This window comes from Streptomyces silaceus (assembly GCF_001419745.1).
Taxonomy (GTDB): Bacteria; Actinomycetota; Actinomycetes; order Streptomycetales; family Streptomycetaceae; genus Streptomyces; species Streptomyces silaceus.
In genome coordinates, this window is record NZ_LIRJ01000182.1 from 1 (window position 1) to 17,926 (window position 17,926).

A 17,926-nucleotide genomic window follows, 5' to 3' on the forward strand; every position below is an offset into this window, starting at 1 on the left:
CCCCTGGGCCCCGGCGCCCCCGCCGACACCCGCGCCCTCGCCCTCCTCGACGCCCTGCTGCGGCTCAAACTGGACACGCGCCCTTTGATGCTCGCCCTGGAGAGCGCGGGCAGCGGCAGCCCGTACCAGAACGAGACGTACGCGCTGTGGCACGCCGAACTCACCGCGCTGCTCACCGAGGCGCGCGGCGAGCGGAACGCGGAATTCCTCGCGCACGCGCTGCTCGCCTCCGTGCGCAGCGACCTCATCGAACACCTCCGCACGACCGGCACCCCGCCGCGGACGATCCACGACGGGGTGGCGGCCCTGGCCCGCGCGACGCTGGCGGGCGGCGAGGGCCGACGGCAGGCCTGATCAGCCGACGAACTCGAACACGAGCGGCCGGACACGTCCCGGCCGACGAACCGTCGGTCAGCCCGCGAACGTCAGCGAGGCCTCGCGGGACGCGTTCCCCTGCGCGTCCACCGCGCGCACCCGGGCCACGTACCGGGTGCCGTGCTTCGTGGCCGGCAGCGGGATGTCCAGGGAGTTGGGGCGCGGCATGAAGTAGTACTCGGCGAGGACCTTGCTCGACAGGAGCTTCGCGCCGGTGGCCCGGTCCTCGACGTCGACGCGGTAGTGGTGGACCATCTGGTCGTCGCGCGCCTGGTCGATCCGCAGCGCCCTGGCCCTGCCGCCCTTGTCACCCTTGACCAGGGTCAGCGGACGGCGATCGGTGAAGCGCGGCGCGGTGGTGTTGCGCCGGGCGTCCGTGTACGAAAAGCCGTCCTTGATCTCCTGGGGGCTGTCGCCCTTCAGGCGTACGGTCCACGTCGGTCCGCTGAGCGTGCCCGCGCTGGCGTACGGCGGCTGCCAGTTGGCCGACCACGTGCCGTCGGTGTAGATGTCGTGCTTGTCCGCGGCCATGTTGACGCGCGCGATCTGCGTGCGGTCGCGGTAGACCTCGACGAACAGCGCCTGTGCCGTCGGCGCCTCGAAGCGGTCGGCGAGGCCGGTCTCCGTCACCGCCTGGTAGCCGTGGTCCATCTCGACGTAGGACATCGATCCGTCGTTGACGGCGGTGAAGTCCCGCTGGTGGACAGAGCGTTCGTCGTTGATGTTCAGGTGCGAGTGGCCGGAGAAGTAGATCACCTGGGGGAAGGCGCTCAGGTCCTCGGTGAGCCGCGGGTTCGACGCCTGCTGACCGTCCATCGCCGTGCCGGGCGCGGGCCGGTGGCCCTGGACCAGGATCGGGGTGCGCGCGTGCGCCGGTTCCGCGGTGAGCTCGGCGAGTCGCTTCTTGAGCCAGGCACGCTGCGCGGGGTCGGAGTTGTACGTCTCCGTATTCACCGTGAACAGGCGCACCCCGCCCACCGTGGACTCGTAGTAGCCGCCGCCGGAGTCGGGGAACCACGCGCGCGGGTAGTGGGCGCGGATGTCGGCGAGGCTCGCGTCGTGGTTGCCGTTGGAGAGCAGGACCTGGGTGTCGTCCATGCCCTTGCGCTGGAGATTGGCGCGGAAGATCTCGGAGACGATGCGGTGGTCGCCGCCACGGCCGTCGCCGTTGTCGTTGATCATGTCGCCGTTCGAGAGGATGGCGTCCGGCTCGGGGAAGACGGACGCGAGGGTGTCGAAGAAGCTCTCGTACTTCTTGTCGTTGTTCTTGTGGTCCCCGATGTGCACGTCGGACATGACGACGAGGCGGGCCAGCGGCTTCTCGGCGGTCCGGATCAGATAGCCGGCGTGCACCGGAGCACCGGCCCGGCCGCCACGGAACGCGACCGCGCTGACGTTGGTGTCCTTCGTGATCCGCAGTGGCCGCCCCGGCACGTACAGGCGGCTGTCGCGTGTGGGCGTCGTCCCGTCCAGCGTGTAGCGGATCGTGGTGCCGCGCTCGGCCCGCAGCGTCAGCGAGACGGGGCGCTCGTAGCGGCCGCCCGCGCGGCTGAGGACCGGCGCGGCGGGGGCCCTGCCGGCCAGGGCGGCGTGGGCGCCGTCGGCGGGCGCGCGGTCACCGGCGGCGCGTACCGGGACGCCGTCGGCGTGGGCGGAGCCCGGCAGGAGCAGCGCCAACGACGCGGCGGCGATCACGAAGGGGGTACGTCTCACGGAGGGGGTTCCTTGCCTCTGGCCGGGCCTACGGGATGTGCCGCCCGGCGTGAACTCCGCCGACGCTAGGCTCCGTTGGTGAGGTAACGAGGGGAGACCAGTTACCTTCCGGTGACTTGACCGTGAATCACGGTCGCGCCCGCTCCCCCGGCGACGGGTTCGAACGGGTCAGTCGGCACTCTCCGCCCGGGCGTCGCCCTCCTCCCGGACGAGGGCGACGCGGGCGAGCCTGCCGATCTCCAGGGCCGTCCACAGGGCACCGTCGGGGCCGACGGTGATGCCGTGCGGTTCGGAGCCCGGGGTGGGCAGGTCGTGTTCGGTGACGGTGCCGTCGGGGGTGAGGGAGCCGACGCGGTTTCCGCCCCACTCCGTGAACCACGCCGTGCCGCCGTCGTCGACGGTGACGGCGTGCGGGCGGGCGGCGCGGTCGGGCAGCGGGTACTCGGTGATCCGGCCGTCGGCGGTGATCCGCCCGATCTGGCCGGCGGCGATCTCGACGAACCAGAGGGCGTCGTCGCGCCCCGCGGCGATCCCCACCGGCGCCGCCGCCTCGGTCGGCAGCGGATGGAGGGCGACCTCGCCGTCCATGCCGATCCGCCCGATGGCGTTGGCCTGGTTGAGCGTGAACCACATGGCGCCGTCTCCCCCGGCGACGATCGCGGACGGGAACGCGCCACTGACCGGGAGCGGGAACTCGGTGACCTCGCCATCGACGGTGATCCGCCCGATGCGGTCGGTGGCGGTCTCGGTGAACCACAGCGCGCCGTCCGGCCCCGCCGCGATGCCGAACGGTCCGCAGCCGGGGGTCGGCGGCGTGAACTCGTCGACCACGCCGTCGGTGGTGATCCGCCCGATCCGGTGCGCCTTGTACTCGGTGAACCACAGGGCGCCGTCGGGCCCGGGGACGATGACGGTCGGCCCGCAGCCGGGGTCGAGCGCGCGGCTCGTCGGCTCCGCGCCCGGGACGAGCCTGCCGATCCGGCCGCTGTGGACCAGGGTGAACCACAGGGCGCCGTCCGGGCCGGTGGTCAGGGCGTACGGTCCGGCCTCGCCGTCGGACACGGTGAACTCGTCGACGGACACCCGGGTCGCCGGGGTGCGGTGGGCGGAAGTGGGGTCAAGTGCCATGGCGGCGGCCCTTCTGACGGGTGGACAGGGCACGCGCGGGTCGACGCGCCAGGGAGATCCTCACCCGAACCGGCCGACTCCATCAACGAGAAATTCCCGTCGCCGGGCCGCGTCACCCGCCGCGCACGCGCCCGTCGACCGCAGCCCCACGGTCCCCTTTCAACGCCACTCGAATATTAGGTTAGGCTGCCCTAAGTATCGAGATCACACGGTCGCGCCGCGGGCACACACCCGGGATGGTCGACTTAGGTCAGGCTAAGCTAAGTTATCTGCGCGGAACGGCACCACAAGTACGTCACAGGGGAGGGAACGTTCTTGAGTCTGCCGGTCATCGACCCCTATCCCATGCCCGACCGCTCCGCGATCCCACCCTCGTGCGCGCTGTGGAGAATCGATCCGGCACGCGCCGCCCTCCTGATCCAGGACATGCAGAACCACTTCGTCGCGGCGTTCCCGGCAGGCCGCTCCCCCGTCGCCGAACTCATCGAGAACGTCGTCGCCCTGCGGGAACTCGCGAGGACGCTCGGCATACCGGTGATCTTCAGCGCCGAACCGGCCGGACAGTCCCCCGACCAGCGCGGACTCATGGCCGACGTCTGGGGGCCCGGCATCGGCGCCGAGCCCGCTGCCGCCGCCATCGTCGCGGACCTCACCCCCCCGCCCCGGCGAGCACCTCCTGGACAACATCCGGCCCAACGCCTTCCTCCGCAGCCACCTCGGCAGGCTGCTGCGGTCCGCGGGCCGGGACCAACTGATCGTCTGCGGCGTGTACGCGCACTTCGGCGTACTGCTCACGGCGATGGACGCCCTCATGAACGACATCCAGACCTTCGTCGTCGCCGACGCGGTCGCCGACCTCTCCGCCGAGGACCACCGCATGGCGCTGCGCTGGGCCGCGCGCAACGGCGTGGTGTGCGGCACCGACCGGCTGCTCCACGACCTGCTGGTCGGCAGGGCCACACAAGGCGCATGACACCCCATCAGGACATGACACAGCAGGACATGACGCAGCACGACCCCGGACGGCAGAACCCCGGGCCGGACCACCCTGGTCCGGCGACCGGCGAACCACGAGGGAAGACGAGGAACATGACGGCACGGGTAGCGGTGGCCGGAGCGAGTGGTTATGCCGGAGGGGAGATCCTGCGCCTGTTGACCGGGCACCCCGGGGTGGAGATCGGAGCGCTCACGGCGCACAGCAGCGCGGGCCGCCGGCTCGGCCGGGCCCAGCCGCATCTGCCGGCGCTCGCCGACCGGGTCCTGGAGGAGACCTCCGCCGCGGCACTGCGCGGCCACGACGTGGTGTTCCTCGCCCTTCCCCACGGCGAATCAGCCGCGTTGGCACGGCAGTTGGAGACCGGGACGCTGATCGTCGACTGCGGCGCGGACTTCCGCCTCCACGACCCCGCGCAGTGGGAACGCTTCTACGGCACGCCCCACGCCGGCACCTGGCCGTACGGCCTTCCCGAACTACCCGGGGCCCGTGACGAGTTGAAGGGCACGGACCGGGTGGCCGTGCCGGGCTGCTATCCGACGGCCGTGACGCTCGCCCTGTTCCCCGCCTTCGCCGCACGCCTGGTGGAACCGGAGGCGGTGGTCGTCGCCGCCAGCGGCACGTCGGGGGCGGGGCGGGCGGTCCGGCCGCATCTGCTCGGGTCCGAGGTGATGGGCTCGATGAGCCCGTACGGCGTCGGCGGCGGCCACCGGCACACCCCGGAACTGACGCAGAACCTGTCGCGCGTGGCGGGCGAACAGGTGACCGTGTCCTTCACGCCGACCCTCGCGCCGATGCCGCGCGGCATCCTCGCCACCTGCTCGGCGCGCCTGCGGCCCGGCGCCGACACCGGCGTGCGCGCGGCACGGGAGGCGTACGAAGCGGCCTACGCGGACGAGCCGTTCGTGCGGCTGCTGCCGGACGGGCAGTGGCCCACGACCTCCGCCGTGGTCGGCTCCAACTGCGCGCACGTGCAGGTGGCCGTCGACCCGCACGCGGGACGGCTGATCGCGGTGAGCGCGATCGACAACCTGACGAAGGGCACCGCGGGTGGCGCGGTGCAGAGCATGAATGTCGCCCTCGGCCTCCCCGAAGGCCTGGGCCTGCCCACGAATGGAGTGGCTCCGTGACCGTGACCGCTGCACAGGGATTCCTCGCGAGCGGCGTGGCCGCCGGGATCAAGGAATCCGGCGCTCTCGACCTGGCCCTGGTGGTGAACCGCGGCCCGTCGTGCGCGGCCGCCGGCGTGTTCACCTCCAACCGGGTCCAGGCCGCGCCCGTCCGGTGGTCCCGGCGGACGCTGGCCGACGGGCGGATCTCCGCCGTCGTCCTCAACTCCGGTGGCGCCAACGCCTGCACGGGTCCCGCGGGCGAGGACGACACGCGGGCGACGGCCGAGCGGACGGCGCTGGCCGTGGGCGTGGGCGCGGACGAGATCGCGGTGTGTTCCACCGGGCTCATCGGCGTCCCGCTGCCGATGGACCGGGTGTTCGCGGGGGTCGACGCGGCGGCGGCGCGGCTGTCGCCGGAGCGGGGCGAGGAGGCGGCCGTCGCGATCAAGACGACGGACTCGGTGCACAAGACGGCGGTCGTGTCGGGCCCCGGCTGGACGGTCGGCAGCATGGCGAAGGGCGCGGGCATGCTCGCGCCCGGTCTCGCCACCATGCTCGTGGTCCTGACGACGGACGCCGAGGTGGACGCCCCCGCGCTGGACTCCGCGCTGCGCGGCGCGGTGCGCACCACCTTCGACCGGGTCGACTCCGACGGCTGCATGTCCACCAACGACACCGTGCTGCTGCTCGCGTCCGGCGCATCGGGGGTGGCCCCGGAACAGGACGCCTTCGCCGAGGCCGTGCGCGCGGTGTGCCTGGATCTGGCGCGGCAGCTGGTCGAGGACGCCGAGGGCGCGTCCAAGGAGATCGAGGTCGAGGTCGTCGGCGCGGCGTCGGAGGAGGACGCCGTGACGGTGGGCCGCTCCATCGCCCGCAACAACCTCCTCAAGTGCGCCGTGCACGGGGAGGATCCGAACTGGGGCAGGGTGCTCTCGGCGATCGGTACGACGGACGCCGTCTTCGACCCCGACCGCCTCGACGTCGCCGTCAACGGCGTGTGGGTGTGCCGGGACGGTGCCGCCGGGGAGCCCCGCGACAAGGTCGACCTGTCGGCGCGCCGGGTCACGATCACGGCCGATCTGCGCTCGGGCGACGCGTCGGCGGTCATCTGGACCAACGACCTCACCGCCGCGTACGTCCACGAGAACAGCGCGTACAGCTCATGACCGGAATCACCCAGATGCTCGCGCACGTCCGCAGCCGCGTCGTCGTCATCAAGTTCGGCGGCAACGCGATGGTCGACGAGGACCTCAAACGGACGTTCGCCCAGGACGTGGTGGAGCTGCGCAGGGCCGGGCTGCACCCCGTCGTCGTGCACGGCGGCGGCCCGCAGATCAGCGCCATGCTCGACCGGCTCGACCTGGAGGTCCGCTTCGAGGCGGGCCTGCGCGTGACGACGCCCGAGGTCATGGACGTGGTCCGGATGGTGCTGACCGGCCGGGTCCAGCGGGAGTTGGTGGGTCTCGTCAACGAACACGGGCCGTACGCGGTGGGGCTGTCCGGCGAGGACGCGCACACCATGACCGCCGTGCGGCGGGCCGCGTGGGTGGACGGCGAGCCGGTGGACATCGGGCTGGTCGGCGACGTCGTCGAGGTGGACGCGGACACCCTGCGCACGCTCCTGGAACAGGGCCGGATCCCCGTGGTCTCCCCCGTCGCCCGGGGCAGGGACGGCGAGGTCTACAACATCAACGCCGATCTCGCGGCGGCGGCGCTGGCCTCGGCCCTCGACGCGGAGAAGCTGGTGATGCTGACCGATGTCGAAGGGCTGTACGCCGACTGGCCGCACAGCACCGAGGTCGTCCCGCATCTGACGAGCGGCGGGCTGGAGAAGCTGCTGCCGGAGTTGGAGAGCGGGATGCTCCCCAAGATGGAGGGCTGCCTGCGGGCCGTGCGGGCGGGCGTGCGCTCCGCGCACGTCCTGGACGGCCGCGTCCCGCACTCCGTGCTGCGCGGCGTGCTCAGCGGGGGCATCGGTACGACGGTCACGGCGGAGGAGGCCCTCGCCCCGGGGCAGGAAGACCGGATGGACCGGCCGGGTCCGGCCGGGCAAGAGGCCGCGAGCGGCCGGGAAGAGCGTTGCGCATGAACCCCCACGGGACCACGAACCCCCACGGAACACTGACCGACCGCTGGCGCGCGGTGATGATGGACAACTACGGCACCCCTCCCCTGGCCCTGGTCCGCGGCGAGGGTTCGACCGTGTGGGACGAGGCCGGACGGGCGTACACCGACTTCGTCGGCGGCATCGCCGTGAACACGCTCGGCCACGCCCACCCCGCGGTGGTCTCCGCGGTGACCACCCAGCTGACGCGCGTCGGGCACGTCTCCAATCTGTACGTCGCCGAACCGCCGGTCGCACTCGCCGAGCGGCTGCTGCGGCTGCTCGGCAGGCCCGGCCGGGTGTTCTTCGCCAACTCCGGGGCGGAGGCGGTCGAGGCCGCGTTCAAGCTGACCCGGCTCACCGGGCGTACCCGCACCGTGGCCGCGCAGGGCGGGTTCCACGGCCGGACCATGGGCGCGCTTGCCCTCACCGGGCAGCCCGCCAAACGTGAGCCGTTCCTGCCGCTGCCGGGCGGGACGACCCATGTGCCCTTCGGCGACACGGACGCGCTGCGGGCCGCGGTCACCGAGGACACGGCCGCCGTCTTCGTCGAGCCGGTGCAGGGCGAGGCCGGCGTCGTCACGCCTCCCCCGGGCTATCTGCGTGCCGCCCGCGAGATCACCCGGGACGCCGGGGCCCTGCTGGTCCTCGACGAGGTCCAGACCGGCGTCGGCCGCACCGGCCACTGGTTCGCCCACCAGGCGGACGAGGGCGTGGACCCGGACGTGATCACGCTGGCCAAGGGGCTCGGCGGCGGGCTGCCCATCGGCGCGACGGTCGCCTTCGGTGACGCCGCCGACCTGCTCACCGCCGGTCAGCACGGCTCGACGTTCGGCGGCAACCCGGTGGCGTGCGCCGCCGGTCTCGCCGTCCTGGAGGCCATCGAGGCCGGGGACCTGCTCGCGCACGTGGCCCGTCAGGGCGAGCGGCTCCGGCGGGGCATCGCGTCCCTGGGCCACCCGAGGGTCGACGAGGTGCGCGGCGCGGGCCTGTTGCTCGGCGTGGGCCTGACGGAACCGGTCGCGGCGCGCGTGCAGCGTGCGGCGCAGGACGCGGGCTTCCTCGTGAACGCGGTCGGCCCCGCGACGGTGCGGCTCGCACCGGCCCTGACGATCCCGGAGCGCGAGGTGGACGCGCTCCTGGCGGCGCTGCCGGGCGTGCTCGACGCGTGAGCGCGGTGGCCGGTGCGTCCCGTGCGCCGGCCACCGCCGCGACCTCGCGGAGAGGGCCCGCTCTCCCGAACCGTCGGAGCCCGCGAGGGACCGTCAGAGCGCGCGCGAGAGAACCGTCGAGTTCCTGCGCGGGTCGAGGGAGTCCGCCCACGCCACCGGCGCCTGAGCGGACGACGCGGGGGCGAAGCCATGGCGCAGGAACAGATCGCCCGTCCCCGTGGTCGCCGTGAACAGCGCCGCCAGCGACAGCGTCCGGGCCCTGGCCAGCGCGGCGTACAGAAGCCGGGCTCCCACCCCGTGCCCCTGACTGCGGGACCCGACACAGAAGTTGAAGAGGACCCCCATGGGCTGATGGCCCGTCAGGGGGTCGGCGGCGTACGCGCGCAGCCCGAGACAGCCCGCCAGGGTCCCGTCGGGCGCGTCCACCACGAGGAAGTCCGCCGCGTCGGAGACGTAGAAGGAGCCGGGGCGTTCACGCAGTGCTCCCGAGCGGGCGAACGGCCGGGACAGGGCGACGAGCGCGGCGGCGTCGCGGCGACGGGCGGAGCGCACGGGCGCGGCCGTGGAGTCGCGGGTGGGCTGGGGCGCGGGACGCAGGGCGGCCGTGGTCACGGGATCTCTTTCCTCACAGCCCTGGCATTCGCTGACGTCGACTCGGGCACCACACCCCCCAGGGCCAACTCAGGTTAGCCTTACCTAACCAGGCTTCGCAAACGGAGCCGCCTCCGCCGTGCGGCCGTCCACGAAGGTGGCCACCACCTCGATGTCACCGATGCGGGAGGGCTCGACCCGCCGAGGGTCGTCGCCCAGCACCACCAGGTCGGCGCGCTTGCCCGGGGCGAGGCTGCCCGCACTGTCCTCCCAGCGGCAGGCGTACGCCCCCTCGACGGTGTACGCGCGCAGGGCCTGATCCACCGTCACGCCCTCGTCAGGGCCGATCAGCCGGCCCGACGTCGAGGCGCGCTCGACCATGAACTGGATGGCCCGCAGCGGCGATCCGTCCGTGACGGGACGGTCGGAGCTGCCCACGAGCCGGACGCCGTGCTCCAGGAACCCCTGGCCCCGGTACATCCAGGGCGCCCGCTCCTCCCCCATGACCGAGGCGTAGTCGTCGCCGAAGTAGCGCAGGAAGTTCGGCTGGACCACCGCGCTCACGCCGAGCCGTGCGAAGCGCGGCAGTTGGTCGGGCCGGATCAGGCCCGCGTGTTCGACGCGGTGCCGGGCGTCCGGGCGGGGGCGCAGGCGCTGGGCCTCCTCCAGGGCGTCGAGGGCGAGGTCGGCCGCCCGGTCGCCGATGGCGTGGACGGCGAGCTGCCACCCCGCGAGATGGCCGTCGACGATCGTCCGCGCGAGGCGCTCCGGATCGTCCTGGAACTGACCCGTGTGGTCCATGCCCTCGTACGGGGCGGTGAGCGCGGCGGTGCGCGCCATCATGCCGCCGTCGGTGTAGACCTTGAGCGCGCCCAGGGACAGCCAGTCGTCGCCGAATCCGGTGCGCAGGCCGAGGCCGAGGGCGCGCGGGATGCCGTCGGCCCGGTGCGCGGCGACCTCCTGGAGCGTGTCGGCGGCAGCCATGAGCTGGACGCGCAGCGGCAACCGCCCCTGTTCGCAAAGGAGTTGATAGGCGCCGGCCTCGACCGGGCTGTGGCCGAGCAGTCCCCCGCCGATGCCCGCCTCGGCGCAGGCGGTGATGCCCTCGGCGAGGCACTCCCGGCCCGCGTGCTCGATGGCGTCGGCGAGTTCGTCCTGGGAGTACGGCAGCCGCAGCCGCCGGGCGGCGGTCATGGCGCTCTCGGCCAGGAAGCCGTCCTGGTGCGGGACGTCGGCGGGGAGCAGTTCCAGGACGGCGGTGTTGACGACGCAGGCGTGGCCGGAGTCGTGCATCAGGAAGACCTTGCGGCCGTTGCTGACGCGGTCCAGTTCGGCGGCGGTCACGTGACGGCCGAGGGCGCGCTGGTCGTAGCCCGCGACGTCGACCCAGGCGCCGGGCGCGGCGTCCCGGGAGGCCGCGCACGCCACGGCCGCGAGGACGTCCTCGATACGCTCGCACGGCGCGACGCTCGGCGTGCCCGCCTTCAGGCCGGCCCAGGCCAGGTGCACATGGCTGTCGATGAACCCGGGCAGCACGGTGGCGCCCTGGAGGTCGATCACCTCCTCGGCGGGCAGCGCCGTCACCGCGTCGTCGAGGCCGACGATCCGCCCGCGCCAGATGCCCACGTCGTGGGCGACGGGGTGGTCCGGGTCCATCGTGAGGACGTGCGCGTTCGTCAACCTCGTGCTCAGCATGGGCGGTTCCCGTCCCTGGAAGGTCGTGCGGCCGTCGAGGGTCTGGAGTGCGGCAGGGGCCGAGGGTCCGTCGGCGTGCTAGACGGCGTCGGTCACGGAGGCGCTGCCCGCCATCGCGGGGCGCTTGGGGGCCGCTGGCACCATCAGCGGGGTGCCGGTCTCCGGGTCGTCGATGATGCGGCAGGGCAGCCCGAAGACGTCCTCGACGAGTTCGGCGGTCATGACGCTCGCCGGGTCGCCCTCCGCCGCGATGGTGCCGCCGGCCTTCATCACGACCAGGTGAGTGGCGTACCGGCAGGCCTGGTTGAGGTCGTGCAGCACCGCGACGATCGTGTGGCCCTTGCGGGCGTGCAGATCGGCGCAGAGGTCGAGGACCTCGACCTGGTGGGCGATGTCGAGGTAGGTGGTCGGCTCGTCGAGCAGCAGGATGGACGTCTGCTGGGCCAGCACCATGGACAGCCACACCCGCTGACGCTGGCCGCCCGAGAGGTCGTCGACGGGCCGTTCCGCCAGCTCCAGGACGCCGGTCTGCCGCATCGCCTCGCGCACGGCGTCCTCGTCCTCGGCGGACCACTGCTTGAGAAGGCGCTGGTGCGGATAGCGGCCCCGCGCCACGAGGTCGCCGACGGTGATGCCGCCGGGCGCGGTCGAGGACTGCGGGAGCAGCCCGAGGCGCCGGGCGACCTCGCGGGAGCGGTACGAGGCGATGGCGGCGCCGTCGAGGTAGACCTGTCCGGCCTTCGGCTTCAGCATCCGGGCGAGCGTCGTCAACAGGGTCGACTTCCCGCAGGCGTTCGGCCCGATGATCACGGTGAACGAGCGGTCGGGGATGTCGACGCCGAGGTGGGTCGCCACCGTCCGCTGGTCGTAGGCGAGCGTCAGGTCCTCGGCGCGCAGGCGGGACGTCGGGCGGTTCGCAGCAGTCATGCACGGCTCTTTCGCGACTCGGTGACCAGCAGCCAGATGAGGTAGAGCCCGCCGATGGTGCCGGTGGCCGCGCCGACCGGCAGGAGCGAGGGCGCGAACAGCCGCTGGGCGGCGAGGTCGCCCGCGGCGAGCAGCAGCGCGCCGAGCAGCGCGGTCGACAGGAGTACGGGCCCCGACGCCCGGGTGAGCCGCCGGGCCAGCTGCGGCGCGGCCAGGGCGATGAACCAGATGGGCCCGGTCACCGCGGTGGCGAAGGCGGCCAGGCAGACGCTGACGACGAGCAGGGCGGTGCGGGTGCGGCGCACGTCGAGCCCGAGCGCCATGGCGGTCACGTCGCCCATCTCCACCATGGACAGGCGGCGGGAGAGGAGGAAGGCGAGGGGCAGCAGGACGAGGACGGCGACGCCGATGGCGTTCGCGTGCTGCCATCCGCGGTTGCCCAGGCTGCCGATCAGCCAGGCCTGCGCCTCCAGGGCCTCCTGGAAGGTCGCGCGGGTGATCAGATACGAGTTGACGGCGAGCAGCAGCGCGCTCACGCCGATGCCGATCACCACGAGGCGGAAGCCCTGCAGGCCGCGGCCCAGCATGAGGAGGTACATGGCCAGGGCGGTCGCGAGGCCGCCGATCAGCGCGCCGATCGCGATCTGGGTCATGCTGCCGTGCAGCACGATGATGACGACGAGCGCGCCGACGGCGGAGCCGTTGGTGAAGCCGATGATGTCCGGGCTGCCGAGGGAGTTCCCGGTGAGGCTCTGCAGGATGGCCCCGCTGACCGCGAGGGCGGCCCCCACGCACAGCGCGGTCACCAGGCGTGGCATGCGCAGGGTGTTGACGATGAAGTCGGCGCCGCCCGAGCCGTGACCGAACAGCGCCTTCACGACCTCGCCGACGGACAGTTCGAAGTCGCCGGTGGTGAGCGTGACGCCCATGACGAGGACGAGCGCGGCGACCAGGGCGGACGTGACGACGACGGCACGGGTGCGGACCCGCAGGGACACCGCGCCGCCGATGCGCAGGACCCGGCCGCTGATGACGCGGTCCGGCCCGGCGTCCTTCCCGTGCGGGGCTCCGGCGGCGGAGGGCGATGCCTCCCGTACGGCACTCACAGCATGACCAGCTTTCGGCGGCGGCACAGCGCGATGAACAGCGGGGCGCCGAGGAAGGCGGTGATGATGCCGACCTGGACCTCGCCCGGCGAGCCGAGCACACGGCCGACGACGTCGGCGCCCACGAGCAGGACGGGCGAGAGGAGCATCGAGTACGCGAGCACCCAGCGCTGGTCGGGTCCGACGACGAACCGCGCGACGTGCGGCACCGCGAGCCCGACGAAGCCGATCGGTCCGGCCGCCGCGGTGGCGGCGCCGCACAGGAGCACGACCGCGACGGCGCCGAGGACCCGGGTCCTGCCGACGTTCACGCCAAGAGCCCGTCCGACCTGGTCGCCCATCGCGAGGGCGTTGAGCGAGGGCGCGAGCCCGAGGGCGATGACGAGGCCGACGGCGATGAACGGCAGGACGACGTGGAGGACGTCGAAGGAGCGGCCCGAGAGCGAGCCGACCGTCCAGAAGCGGAACTGGTCGAACGCCTTGGGCTTGAGCAGCAGGACGGCGGAGTTGAACGCGTAGAGCACGGCGGTGACGGCGGCGCCCGCGACGACGAGACGGTCCGGTGTGGCCAGTTTCCGGCCGGCCGAGCCGAGCAGATGGACGACCACCGACGCGACGGCGGCGCCGGCGAAGGCGAACCACACATAGCCGAGGACCGAGCCGACGCCGAGGAAGGCGAGGGCCACGACGACGCCCGCGGAGGAGCCGAGGCTGATGCCGAGCAGTCCGGGGTCGGCGAGCGGATTGCGGGTCAGGGCCTGCATCAGCGCGCCGGACAGGCCGAGGGCCATGCCGACGAGGACCCCGAGGAGGGTCCTGGGGATGCGGTAGTCGTGGATGACGACCGAGGTCTCGGATCCGTCGGGGTGCCAGAGGGCGGACCAGGTGTCCGTGAACGCGATGCCGCGGGTGCCCACCCAGATGGAGAGCAGTCCGACCAGGACGAGGGCGCCGAGGGCCAGCAGCAGGCCGAGCCCGCGGAACGTCGTCGCGGTGCGGCCCGCCCGTGGCTCCACCGGGGTGCCGACCTTCTGTTCGGGCACCGGCCGGGTTTCGACGGACAACGACACTCCCCCTGGTGGCAGTTCGGCAGTACTGCGGACGTGTGTCGATCGGACCGACGGATCGATACTTAGGTGAGGCTAACCGAAGGCCGTGGAGGGGTCAACGCGCAGGCCACGGCGGGCGTCGACGCGGGCGCGTGACCTGGACTTGACGCGGGCGGGCGTCCTGGTTTTGCCTGGCGCACGACTCCGGGCCGAAGGCCTATTTAGAGTAGGCTTACCTAACTATTCGATCATCTCCGTGGGGGAATCCATGCCAACAGGAGGACCAGCAGGGGGACTTGTCCTCCGCCGAGCGATCAAGGGACAGCGCGGACGCGTCGTCTCCGCGTCGCTGCTCGGCATGACCCATCAGGGCTGTGAGGCCCTGGTACCCGTGGTCATCGGCGTCATCATCGACTCGGCGGTGGCCACCGGCTCGTCCGCGTCGCTGTTCCGGTGGCTCCTCGTGCTCGCGGTCCTCTTCCTGGTCCTGTCCACGAGCTACCGCACCAGCGCCCGCATCACCGAGAGCGCCGCCGAGCACGCGGCGCACCGGCTCCGCCTCGACCTCGGCGCCCGGGTGCTAGACCCGCGCGGCGGCGCCGACGCGAACCGCCTCCCGGGCGCCCTGACCAGCATCGCCACCAACGACGCCCGGCGCGTCGGCTCGGTCACGACCGTCCTGTCGTACGGCGTGTCGGCGCTCGCGGGCCTCGCGATCAGCGCGGTCGCCCTCCTGCGGATCTCCGTCCCGCTCGGTCTGCTCGTCCTCCTCGGCATTCCGCCGCTGCTGTGGCTCGGCCACAAGATCAGCCGGCCGCTGGAGCGGCGCAGCGAGACCGAGCAGGAGCACGCCGCCCACGCGTCCGGCGTCGCCGCCGACCTGGTCTCCGGCCTGCGTGTGCTCAAGGGCATGGGCGCGGAGTCGGCGGCGGTCGCCCGGTACCGCACCACCAGCCAGGACTCGCTGGGCGCGGCGCTGCGGGCGGCCCGCAGCAGGGCCGCGCACGAGGGCGCCGTCCTCGCACTGACCGGCGTCTTCATCGCCGTCATCGGCGTGGTCGGCGCCTATCTCGCGATGCGCGGCAGCATCAGCGTCGGCGACCTGGTCGCGGCCGTGGGTCTCGCGCAGTTCCTCCTCGGCCCCTTCCAGCTGCTCACCTACGTCAACGCCGAGTTCGCCCAGGGCCGCGCCTCGGCCCGGCGGATCGCCGAGGTCCTGGCCACGCCCGCCACCGTCGAGGGCGGCGAGGCGGAGCCCGCCGGCGCCGCCGGACACGTGCGGCTGCGCGGGGTGTCGCTCGGCGCGCTGCGCGGGGTGGACCTCGACCTGCCCGCGGGCAGCCTCACCGGCATCGTCACCAAGGACCCGGCCGCCGCCAACGACCTGCTGCTGTGCCTGGCCCGCGAGCGCGACCCGGCGGACGGCGTGATCGAGCTCGACGGCACGCCCCTGACCGGCCTCGACCCCGACGCGCTGCGCCGGGCCGTCCTGGTCGCCCACCACGACGCGGACCTCTTCGAGAGCTCCCTGCTCGACAACGTGCGGGCCGGGGCCGACGGCGACGCGGCGGCGGTCGACGGCGCGCTCGCGGCATCGGCCGCGGACGAGGTGGCGCGGCTGCTGCCGGACGGCGGGGACACCGTGCTCGCCGAGCGCGGCCGCTCCCTCTCCGGCGGGCAGCGCCAGCGCGTGGCGCTCGCCAGGGCGCTGGCCGCCGACCGCGCCGTCCTGGTCCTGCACGACCCGACCACCGCCGTGGACACCGTGACCGAGTCGCGGATCGCCGCCCGGCTGCGCGAGGCCCGCCGGGGCCGCACCACCGTCCTGGTCACCACCAGCCCCGCGCTCCTCGCGGTGACCGACCGCGTGGTGGTCCTCGACGACGGCGCCGTACGGACCGACGGCAGCCACCCCGACCTGCTCGCCGCCGACGAGAGCTACCGTGCGGCGGTGCTGGCATGACCTCTCCGCACGACACCGGGTCCGACAGCCCAGGACGAACGGACGAAGGACGCATGAGAGAGACGGACACCACCACGAGCGCGGCGGGCCAGGACCGTGCGCTCCTGCCGACCGCCACCGCCGCCGAGTCGCTGGCGGCGCTCCGCACCATGCTGCGCGGCCACCGGCTCCTCGCCGTGGCCGCGCTCGCCGTCCTGGTCGCGGGCACGGCCATCGGACTGCTGACGGCGCCGCTGCTCGGGCACATCGTCGACCTCGTGGTGGACGAGCGCGGCTCACAGGCGCTGACCCTGCCGCTGGTCCTGCTCATCGTCGTCGCCGTGGCCCGCGGCGCCGCCACGGCCGTCGGAAGCTCCCTGGTCGCACGGCTCGGCGAGACCGTCCTGGCCGCCCTGCGCGAGCAGTTCATCGAGCGGGCCCTGCGCCTGCCCCTGGAACGCGTCGAGGCGGCGGGCTCCGGAGACCTGGTCTCCCGGGTCACCAGCGACGTGTCGATGATCGCGAAGTCGGTGCGCCAGGCGCTGCCGGAGTTCAGCCGCTCCGCCCTGACGATCGTGCTGACCTTCGGCGGACTCGCCGTCCTGGACTGGCGGTTCCTGCTGGCCGCGCTGCTCGCGATGCCGGTCCAGGTCGTCTCCGTACGCTGGTATCTGCGCCGCTCCGCGCCCGTGTACGCCGAGCACCGCGTCGCCACCGGGGCGTTGCAGCACCAGTTGCTCGACAGCGTCGGCGGGGTGCGGACCGTGCGCGCCTTCCGGCTCAACACGACGCACGCGGGGCTGCTGGAGCAGCGGTCCGCCGCGGCGCGCGACATCGGGCTGCGCGGCATCCACATCGTCACGGGCTTCTTCTCGCGTCTCAACCTCGCCGAGTTCATCGGGCTGAGCGCCATGCTCGGCACGGGATTCGTCCTGGTCGACAACAACGCGGTCAGCATCGGTACGGCCACGGCCGCCGCCCTGTACTTCCACAGCCTCTTCAACCCGATCAACGCCGCGCTGTTCCTGCTGGACGACGCGCAGTCGGCGGGCGCGAGCTTCGCCCGTCTCGTCGGCGTCTCCGGGCTCCCCGCCGAGCAGGCGCCGCGCGAGCGGCGGCCCCTGGACGACGGCTCGGTCCGGGTGACCGGCCTCGGCCACGCCTACGCCACCGGCGACCCCGTGCTGCACGAGGTCGACGTGGAGGTCGGCAGCGGCGAACGGGTCGCGCTGGTCGGCGCGAGCGGGGCCGGCAAGACCACCCTGGCCAAGCTCATCGCCGGCGTCCACGAGCCGTCCGCCGGGTCGATCACGCTCGGCGGGGTCGACGTCAAGGAGCTCGGCCCGGCCGGGGTCCGCGGCGCGGTGACCCTCATCAGCCAGGAAGTGCACGTGTTCGCGGGGCCGCTCGCCGAGGACCTGCGCCTGGCCCGCCCCGAGGCCACCGACGACGACCTGCGCGCGGCGCTGGAGCGGGTGGGCGCACTGGAGTGGGCGCAGGCGCTGCCCGACGGTCTGGCCACGGTGGTCGGCGAGGGCGGCCACCGCCTCACGGTGACGCAGGCGCAGCATCTCGCCCTGGCCCGCCTGGTGCTGGCCGATCCGCCCATCGCGATCCTCGACGAGGCCACGGCCGACGCGGGCAGCGCGGGCGCGCGCGTCCTCGAAGAGGCCGCTTCCCGCGCGCTGGAGGGTCGTACGGGGCTCGTGGTGGCCCACCGCCTCCCCCAGGCGGCGACCGCCGACCGCGTGATCGTCCTCGACCGGGGCCGCGTCGTGGAGACCGGCACCCACGACGAACTCGTCGCCGCGAACGGCCGCTACGCCACGCTCTGGGCCGCCTGGTCCGACAGCCGCCGCGACCCGCAGCCCGCGGCACCCGCCCCGCCGCGCCCGGCCTCCGGCGACTCCGGTCTCCCGGTCACCACGGCCTGCTGAGACCGCCCGGCACGGCGGCCCGACACGGCACCGACACCGACACCGACACCGCACACAACGACGGCAGGACAAAGCCCGACG

14 protein-coding genes and 2 pseudogenes are annotated in these 17,926 nt (G+C 73.4%); 9 read left to right on the plus strand and 7 right to left on the minus strand.

The features are described from left to right. Positions 1–354, plus strand: a pseudogene (locus AOK22_RS18095) (TetR/AcrR family transcriptional regulator); the annotation flags it as partial. A 57-nt stretch (positions 355–411) separates the two neighbouring features. On the opposite strand, the gene AOK22_RS18100 reads toward AOK22_RS18095, so the two are convergent. Both AOK22_RS18100 and AOK22_RS18105 read right to left on the minus strand, forming a co-directional pair. Beyond that, on the minus strand, positions 412–2,088 hold the full coding sequence (locus AOK22_RS18100; protein WP_208606412.1) for a chitobiase/beta-hexosaminidase C-terminal domain-containing protein: 1,677 nt from the start codon (positions 2,086–2,088) through the stop codon (positions 412–414). 168 nt (positions 2,089–2,256) lie between these two features. Continuing rightward, a complete protein-coding gene (locus AOK22_RS18105) occupies positions 2,257–3,216 on the minus strand; it encodes a Vgb family protein (protein ID WP_055699710.1) in 960 nt (319 codons plus the stop codon). Between the two features lie 426 nt (positions 3,217–3,642). On the opposite strand from AOK22_RS18105, the pseudogene AOK22_RS43735 reads away from it, so the two are divergent. The 6 genes and pseudogenes from AOK22_RS43735 to AOK22_RS18130 form a co-directional block, all read left to right on the plus strand. Next, positions 3,643–3,810, plus strand: a pseudogene (locus AOK22_RS43735) (isochorismatase); the annotation flags it as partial. 91 nt (positions 3,811–3,901) lie between these two features. Further along, entirely contained in the window at positions 3,902–4,189 is a 288-nt protein-coding gene (locus tag AOK22_RS43740; protein WP_279617086.1) for an isochorismatase family protein, read from the plus strand. A 116-nt stretch (positions 4,190–4,305) separates the two neighbouring features. Continuing rightward, positions 4,306–5,340, plus strand: coding sequence for an N-acetyl-gamma-glutamyl-phosphate reductase (gene argC / locus AOK22_RS18115; RefSeq protein WP_055699711.1), 1,035 nt, complete (start codon positions 4,306–4,308; stop codon positions 5,338–5,340). Further along, positions 5,337–6,488, plus strand: coding sequence for a bifunctional glutamate N-acetyltransferase/amino-acid acetyltransferase ArgJ (gene argJ / locus AOK22_RS18120; RefSeq protein WP_055699712.1), 1,152 nt, complete (start codon positions 5,337–5,339; stop codon positions 6,486–6,488). Before argC ends, argJ begins: the two co-directional genes overlap by 4 nt. Beyond that, positions 6,485–7,411, plus strand: a complete 927-nt coding sequence (argB, locus tag AOK22_RS18125) for an acetylglutamate kinase (protein ID WP_079036649.1) — start codon at positions 6,485–6,487, stop codon at positions 7,409–7,411. Before argJ ends, argB begins: the two co-directional genes overlap by 4 nt. Beyond that, complete coding sequence (locus tag AOK22_RS18130) at positions 7,408–8,598, plus strand: acetylornithine transaminase (RefSeq protein ID WP_055699713.1); 1,191 nt, start codon at positions 7,408–7,410, stop codon at positions 8,596–8,598. Before argB ends, AOK22_RS18130 begins: the two co-directional genes overlap by 4 nt. Before the next feature lie 93 nt (positions 8,599–8,691). On the opposite strand, the gene AOK22_RS18135 is transcribed toward AOK22_RS18130, so the two are convergent. The 5 genes from AOK22_RS18135 to AOK22_RS18155 all read right to left on the minus strand — a co-directional run bounded on the left by AOK22_RS18135 (position 8,692) and on the right by AOK22_RS18155 (position 13,933). Next, a complete protein-coding gene (locus AOK22_RS18135) occupies positions 8,692–9,210 on the minus strand; it encodes a GNAT family N-acetyltransferase (RefSeq protein ID WP_055699714.1) in 519 nt (172 codons plus the stop codon). Between the two features lie 84 nt (positions 9,211–9,294). Then, positions 9,295–10,884, minus strand: coding sequence for an amidohydrolase (locus tag AOK22_RS18140; protein ID WP_055699715.1), 1,590 nt, complete (start codon positions 10,882–10,884; stop codon positions 9,295–9,297). A gap of 78 nt (positions 10,885–10,962) precedes the next feature. After that, the gene (locus tag AOK22_RS18145; RefSeq protein ID WP_055699716.1) at positions 10,963–11,811 is read right to left on the minus strand and encodes an ABC transporter ATP-binding protein; all 849 of its coding nucleotides are present in this window, start codon (positions 11,809–11,811) and stop codon (positions 10,963–10,965) included. Then, on the minus strand, positions 11,808–12,917 hold the full coding sequence (locus tag AOK22_RS18150) for a FecCD family ABC transporter permease (protein WP_055699717.1): 1,110 nt from the start codon (positions 12,915–12,917) through the stop codon (positions 11,808–11,810). The genes AOK22_RS18145 and AOK22_RS18150 overlap by 4 nt, the downstream gene beginning before the upstream one ends. Beyond that, positions 12,914–13,933 carry a FecCD family ABC transporter permease gene (locus tag AOK22_RS18155; RefSeq protein WP_055699720.1) on the minus strand — a complete coding sequence of 340 codons (1,020 nt, stop codon included), beginning with the start codon at positions 13,931–13,933 and terminating at the stop codon, positions 12,914–12,916. The genes AOK22_RS18150 and AOK22_RS18155 overlap by 4 nt, the downstream gene beginning before the upstream one ends. Positions 13,934–14,234: 301 nt before the next feature. Between AOK22_RS18155 and AOK22_RS18160 the strand changes: the two genes are divergently transcribed. Both AOK22_RS18160 and AOK22_RS18165 read left to right on the plus strand, forming a co-directional pair. Further along, on the plus strand, positions 14,235–15,929 hold the full coding sequence (locus AOK22_RS18160) for an ABC transporter ATP-binding protein (RefSeq protein ID WP_079036651.1): 1,695 nt from the start codon (positions 14,235–14,237) through the stop codon (positions 15,927–15,929). Positions 15,930–15,982: 53 nt separating this feature from the next. After that, positions 15,983–17,845: an ABC transporter ATP-binding protein gene (locus tag AOK22_RS18165; protein WP_055699719.1), complete on the plus strand. Its 1,863-nt coding sequence runs from the start codon at positions 15,983–15,985 to the stop codon at positions 17,843–17,845. The last annotated feature ends 81 nt before the right edge of the window (positions 17,846–17,926 follow it).